Genomic DNA, 6,128 nt, shown 5'->3' with positions numbered 1-6,128 from the left:
TTATTAATTTAAATATTTAGACGATTGTGGGTTGTAAGGTTAAGTAAATAAGCGTATATGATGGATGCCTTGGCAGTCAGAGGCGATGAAGGACGTGTAAATCTGCGAAAAGCGTCGATAAGCTGATACAAAGCGTTATTAGTCGGCGATATCCGAATGGGGAAACCTAATATATGTAATTATATATTATCGTAATTTGAATACATAGAATTACGAAGTAAACCAGGGGAACTGAAACATCTAAGTATCCTGAGGAAAAGAAATCAACAGAGATTTCCTTAGTAGTGGCGAGCGAACAGGAAGAAGCCCGAGATGTATTTTATTTATCATGTTAGTAGAAATAACTGGAAAGTTATACGAAACAAGGTGATAGTCCTGTATATGAAAATATGATAATTATAGTCTCAATGAGTAGAACGAGACACGAGTAATCTTGTTTGAATGTAGGGGGATCATCCTCTAAGGCTAAATACTACTGACTGACCGATAGTGAACTAGTACCGTGAGGGAAAGGTGAAAAGAACCCCGGTTAGGGGAGTGAAATAGAACCTGAAATCATATACGTACAAGCAGTAGGAGCATTTTAAAAAAGTGTGACTGCGTACCTTTTGTATAATGGGTCAGCGAGTTATATTTTGTAGCAAGGTTAACTGTATAAGGAAGCCGTAGGGAAACCGAGTCTTAAAAGGGCGTTTAGTTGCAGGATATAGACCCGAAACCCGGTGATCTAACTATGAGCAGGTTGAAGGTTTGGTAATTCTTACTGGAGGACCGAACCGACTAATGTTGAAAAATTAGCGGATGACTTGTGGTTAGGGGTGAAAGGCCAATCAAACCGGGAGATAGCTGGTTCTCCCCGAAAGCTATTTAGGTAGCGCCTTGTGTAATTCATATTCGGGGGTAGAGCTCTGTTTCGGTTAGGGAATCTACCAGATTTACCAATCCGATGCAAACTACGAATACCGAATTTATGTTATCACAGGAGACACACAGCGGGTGCTAACGTCCGTTGTGGAGAGGGAAACAACCCAGATCGCTAGCTAAGGTCCCTAAGTTATAATTAAGTGGGAAACGAAGTGGAAAGGCATAAACAGCCAGGATGTTGGCTTAGAAGCAGCCATCATTTAAAGAAAGCGTAATAGCTCACTGGTCTAGTCATTCTGCGCGGAAGATTTAACGGGGCTAAATTATACACCGAAGCTGCGACAATAAGAAAGAATATTATTTTTATTGGGTAGGGGAGCGTTCTGTAAATCGTTGAAGATAAATTGTAAAGTTTATTGAAGATATCAGAAGTGCGAATGCTGACATGAGTAACGATAAAATAGGTGAAAAACCTATTCGCCGAAAGACTAAGGGTTCCTATCCAACGGTAATCGAGGTAGGGTAAGTCGACCCCTAAGATGAGGCTGAAAAGCGTAGTCGATGGATAACAGGTTAATATTCCTGTACTCATTATTATTGTGAAGGGGGGACGAAGAAGGTTAAATTATCCAAGTGATGGTTGTCTTGGTTTAAGCGTGTAGATGGATTATCTAGGAAAATCCGGATAATTATTAACATTAAGGCGTGATGACGAAGTACTTTATTGTATTGAAGTAATTGATACCATGCTTACAAGAAAATCCTCTAAACTTAAATAATATTGAATCGTACTCTAAACCGACACAGGTAGTCAGGTAGAGAATACTAAGGCGCTTGAGAGAACTCAGGTGAAGGAACTAGGCAAAATAGTGCCGTAACTTCGGGAGAAGGCACACTGATTGTAGGTAAGAAAATTTACTTTTTAAGCTGAAATCAGTCTAAGATAACAGCTGACTGCAACTGTTTATTAAAAACACAGCACTGTGCAAACACGTAAGTGGACGTATACGGTGTGACGCCTGCCCGGTGCCGGAAGGTTAATTGATAGAGTTATTATTTCATAAGAAGCTCTTGATCGAAGCCCCGGTAAACGGCGGCCGTAACTATAACGGTCCTAAGGTAGCGAAATTCCTTGTCGGGTAAGTTCCGACCTGCACGAATGGCGTAATGATGGTCAGACTGTCTCCACCTGAGACTCAGTGAAATTGAAATTGCTGTGAAGATGCAGTGTACCCGCGGCAAGACGGAAAGACCCCGTGAACCTTTACTATAGCTTGATATTGAATAATAAATATTAATGTGTAGGATAGGTGGGAGATAATGAAATATTGACGCTAGTCAGTATGGAATCAACCTTGAAATACCACCCTTTGATATTTATTATTCTAACCTAAATCCGTAATCCGGATTAGAGACAATGTCTGGTAGGTAGTTTGACTGGGGCGGTCTCCTCCTAAAGAGTAACGGAGGAGTACTAAGGTCAGCTAATCACGGTCGGAAATCGTGAGGTTAGTGCAAAGGTATAAGCTGGCTTAACTGTAAGAATGACAATTCGAACAGATGCGAAAGCAGGTCTTAGTGATCCGATGGTTCTGTATGATAAGGCCATCGCTCAACGAATAAAAGGTACTCCGGGGATAACAGGCTAATACCGCCCAAGAGTTCATATCGACGGCGGTGTTTGGCACCTCGATGTCGGCTCATCACATCCTGGGGCTGAAGTAGGTCCCAAGGGTATGGCTGTTCGCCATTTAAAGTGGTACGCGAGCTGGGTTTAGAACGTCGTGAGACAGTTCGGTCCCTATCTGCCGTGGGCGTTGGAAGATTGAAAGGATTTGCTCCTAGTACGAGAGGACCGGAGTGAACATATCTATGGTGTTCGGGTTGTCATGCCAATGGCATTGCCCGGTAGCTAAATATGGGAAAGATAAGCACTGAAAGCATATAAGTGCGAAACTTACCTTGAGATTAATCTTCCCAAAATTTTATTAATTATTTATAAAATTTTCTTAAGGGACGTTAAAGACTATAACGTTGATAGGCTGGGTGTGTAAGCATAGTAATATGTTAAGCTAACCAGTACTAATAAACACCCGTGAGTCTTAACCTTACAACACCAGAATCGTTTAAATTGATTATTAGATAGTACTTAATAAAGTAATCCTGGTATAAATAACGCAGTGGTACCACCTGAATCCATCCCGAACTCAGAAGTGAAACATTGTAGTGCCAATGGTAGTGTGAGGTCTCCTCATGTGAGAGTAGGTAAATACCAGGATAAGTTAAAGTTTATTTAATTTTTTTAAAATTATTATTTATAGAACATTTAAATAGATAAAATATGCCGGCTTAGCTCAAATGGCAGAGCAACTGACTTGTAATCAGTAGGTCACCAGTTCAACTCCGGTAGCCGGCATTTATGTGTTTTAATTATAAGTTTCTAAAATTTTTGTTAATATTAAAAAAAGGTGGGATACCCAAGTGGTTAACGGGAGCAGACTGTAAATCTGTCGTCATAGACTTCGAAGGTTCGAATCCTTCTCCCACCAAGATATTTTTATAAAAATATAATATTATAATTTAATATATAGCAGACATTGTATAATGGTATTACTTTAGCCTTCCAAGCTAAAAATACGGGTTCGATTCCCGTTGTCTGCTAAATAAATTTGTAAAATAAAAAAAATATGAATAAGATTTATATCTTTAGCTGATATAGCTTAGTTGGTAGAGCACATCCTTGGTAAGGATGAAGATCCCAGTTCAACCCTGGGTATCAGCATATATAAATATATATGTAATAAACATTTATTTATAAAATTTTTAAATAAAATTTTTTATTAATTTTATAAAACAAAAGATAGTAGAAGGATAATTACTAATGTTTCTTAAGTTACAAAAAAATTCTACTTTAGAATGGTTTCTTTCTTATTGTAAGATTAATAAATACCCTGCTAAAATGATTTTAATAAAACAAGGAGATATTTCTAAAAATTTATATTATATATTAAAAGGGAGTATAGTTGTTTCTATTAAAAATAGGAATGGCAAAGAAATAATACTTAATTATTTAAATGCAGGTAGTTTTGTTGGTGAAAATGGAATTTTTAAAAATTCTTATAAAGAAATTACATTAATTAAATTAAGAACAGAATGTGAATTAGCAAAAATCTCATATAAAAATTTTTTTAATTTAGTTAAAATCAATAATGATATTATCATGAAAATTTCTTTACAAATTGTAAATAAATTACAAATCACATTTAAAAAAATTAGTAATTTAGCTTTTTTAGATGTTACTCATAGAATTTCTAAAACATTATTAAATTTAGCTAAATCTCCAGATGCAATTACACATCCAGATGGAATGCAAATAAAAATAACTAGACAAGAAATAGGTAAAATAGTTGGATGCTCTAGAGAAACTGTTGGACGTACACTGAAAATTTTAAAAAATCGTAATTTAATTTACGCTCACGGTAAAACAATTGTTGTATATGGTACAAGGTAAGTTTATATTTTAAATTTTTTAAATATCTAATCCAATAGTATTATATACTTTTTCTAAAGTAATTTTAGCATATTTTTCTGCTTTTTGTGCGCCATCAATAATAATACTTTTTAGCAAAATTTCATTTTGTCTGTAAAAAAAAAATTTCTTTCTTAATTTATTTAAAAACAAACATAAATTATTAATAACAAATTCTTTTAAATCATAATAATTTTTATTATTAAAATTACATTCTAATTTTTGTATAGAAATTTCAGTTATATTAGATAATATAATAAGTAAATTAGAAATTCCTGGTTTATTTTTTAAATCAAATTTTATATTAGGTGGATTATCAGAATCAGTAATTGCATATTGAATTTTTTTTCTAATTGTTAAATCATTATCAAATAATGTAATTATATTATTTTTATTATTATCAGATTTAGACATTTTTTTTATAGGAGATAACAATGACATTATACATGAACCATAATTTTCATGTAATTTTTTTTTAGGGATTGTAAATATTTTTTTTCCGTAAATATTATTAAATCGATTCGCAATATCCCTAACTAATTCAATATGTTGAATTTGATCTTTTCCTACAGGTATTTTATATGTTTGATATAACAATATATCTGCAGCCATTAATATGGGATAATTAAATAATCCAACATTAATATTTTTATTCAAATAAATTTTTTCTTTAAATTGTGTCATTCTTCTTATTGCACCAAAATTAGTAAAACAATTTAAAATCCAATTTAATTGAGTATGTTGAGGAACATGAGATTGTATGAAAATAATACTTTTTTTAGGATTTATACCAGATGCTAAACATATAGATAAAACATCTAGTATATTGTTACTTAACATATTTTTTTTTTGAAAAATAGTTAAAGCATGTAAATCAGCTATACAGTAAATACAAAAATATTTTTTTTGTAATTTTTTCCATTGAGATAATGCCCCGATATAATTACCAATAGTTAATAAACCGGTTGGTTGAATACCACTAAATATTATTTTTTTTTTCATAATTATATTAATATAATTTATCCTTAATGTTTTAAAATTACATACGTAATTTTAATTTAATATTTTTAATAGTATCATAATATGATGATGAATTTTTAAATATAGTTGAACCTATTACAAGAATATCTGCCCCTGCAATAACAATTTTTTTTATATTGTTAATATTAATACCTCCATCTACTTCTAATAAAATATTTTTTTTTTTAATAATTTGTTTAATTTTAATAATTTTATTATAAATATGACTTAAAAATTTTTGCCCCTCAAAACCAGGATTAACAGACATAATTAAAATTATATCTAATTTATGAAAAAGATAATCTAAATAACACAAAGAAGTTGAAGGATTTAAAGCTAAACCAGCTTTACATCCATATTTCTTTATCAAAGAAATACTTTTATCTAAATGATAAGAACTTTCAGGATGTAAAGTAATAATATCAGCACCTGATTCTGCAAATTTAATTATTAAATCATCTACTGGTTTTGTCATTAAATGTACATCTATTATACATTTAATACCATAATTTCTTAAAGATTGTAAAACTAAAGGTCCAATAGTTAAATTAGGTACATAATGATTATCCATAACATCAAAATGGATTATATCAACTCCAGCTTTAAGTACATCTTTAATTTCTTTTCCTAAATATGCAAAATTAGCAGATAAAATAGATGCAGCAATTAAAACATTTTTCATTTTATAAAAAAAAATATAAACAAAATTTTATTA

At 31.9% G+C, this 6,128-nt stretch carries 3 protein-coding genes, 4 tRNA genes and 2 rRNA genes; 7 read left to right on the top strand and 2 right to left on the bottom strand.

Features of this window, described 5'->3' with window-relative positions; genetic code table 11:
* Nucleotides 1–37 precede the first annotated feature (37 nt).
* The 7 genes from GJT95_RS01745 (at nt 38) to crp (ending at nt 4,375) form a co-directional block, all read left to right on the top strand.
* Nucleotides 38–2,974, top strand: a 23S ribosomal RNA gene (locus GJT95_RS01745).
* Between the two features lie 52 nt (nt 2,975–3,026).
* A 5S ribosomal RNA gene (rrf, locus tag GJT95_RS01740) occupies nt 3,027–3,142 on the top strand.
* Nucleotides 3,143–3,207: 65 nt separating this feature from the next.
* Nucleotides 3,208–3,280: transfer RNA gene (locus GJT95_RS01735), tRNA-Thr, on the top strand.
* 51 nt (nt 3,281–3,331) lie between these two features.
* Nucleotides 3,332–3,413 (top strand) — tRNA-Tyr (locus tag GJT95_RS01730).
* A 41-nt stretch (nt 3,414–3,454) separates the two neighbouring features.
* Nucleotides 3,455–3,525 (top strand) — tRNA-Gly (locus GJT95_RS01725).
* Nucleotides 3,526–3,573: 48 nt separating this feature from the next.
* Nucleotides 3,574–3,646, top strand: a tRNA-Thr gene (locus GJT95_RS01720).
* Nucleotides 3,647–3,745: 99 nt separating this feature from the next.
* Complete coding sequence (crp, locus tag GJT95_RS01715; RefSeq protein WP_169786051.1) at nt 3,746–4,375, top strand: cAMP-activated global transcriptional regulator CRP; 630 nt, start codon at nt 3,746–3,748, stop codon at nt 4,373–4,375.
* Between the two features lie 18 nt (nt 4,376–4,393).
* On the opposite strand, the gene trpS is transcribed toward crp, so the two are convergent.
* Together trpS and rpe are read right to left on the bottom strand one after the other, a co-directional pair.
* A complete protein-coding gene (trpS, locus tag GJT95_RS01710; RefSeq protein WP_169786050.1) occupies nt 4,394–5,395 on the bottom strand; it encodes a tryptophan--tRNA ligase in 1,002 nt (333 codons plus the stop codon).
* Between the two features lie 37 nt (nt 5,396–5,432).
* Entirely contained in the window at nt 5,433–6,095 is a 663-nt protein-coding gene (gene rpe, locus GJT95_RS01705; RefSeq protein ID WP_169786049.1) for a ribulose-phosphate 3-epimerase, read from the bottom strand.
* Nucleotides 6,096–6,128 lie beyond the last annotated feature (33 nt).

Origin of the sequence: Enterobacteriaceae endosymbiont of Donacia crassipes, assembly GCF_012569785.1 — a bacterium.
In the GTDB taxonomy this organism is placed as follows: Bacteria; Pseudomonadota; Gammaproteobacteria; order Enterobacterales; family Enterobacteriaceae.
Note: the sequence above shows the minus strand (reverse complement) of the source record. Positions and strands in the feature narration are given on the sequence as shown.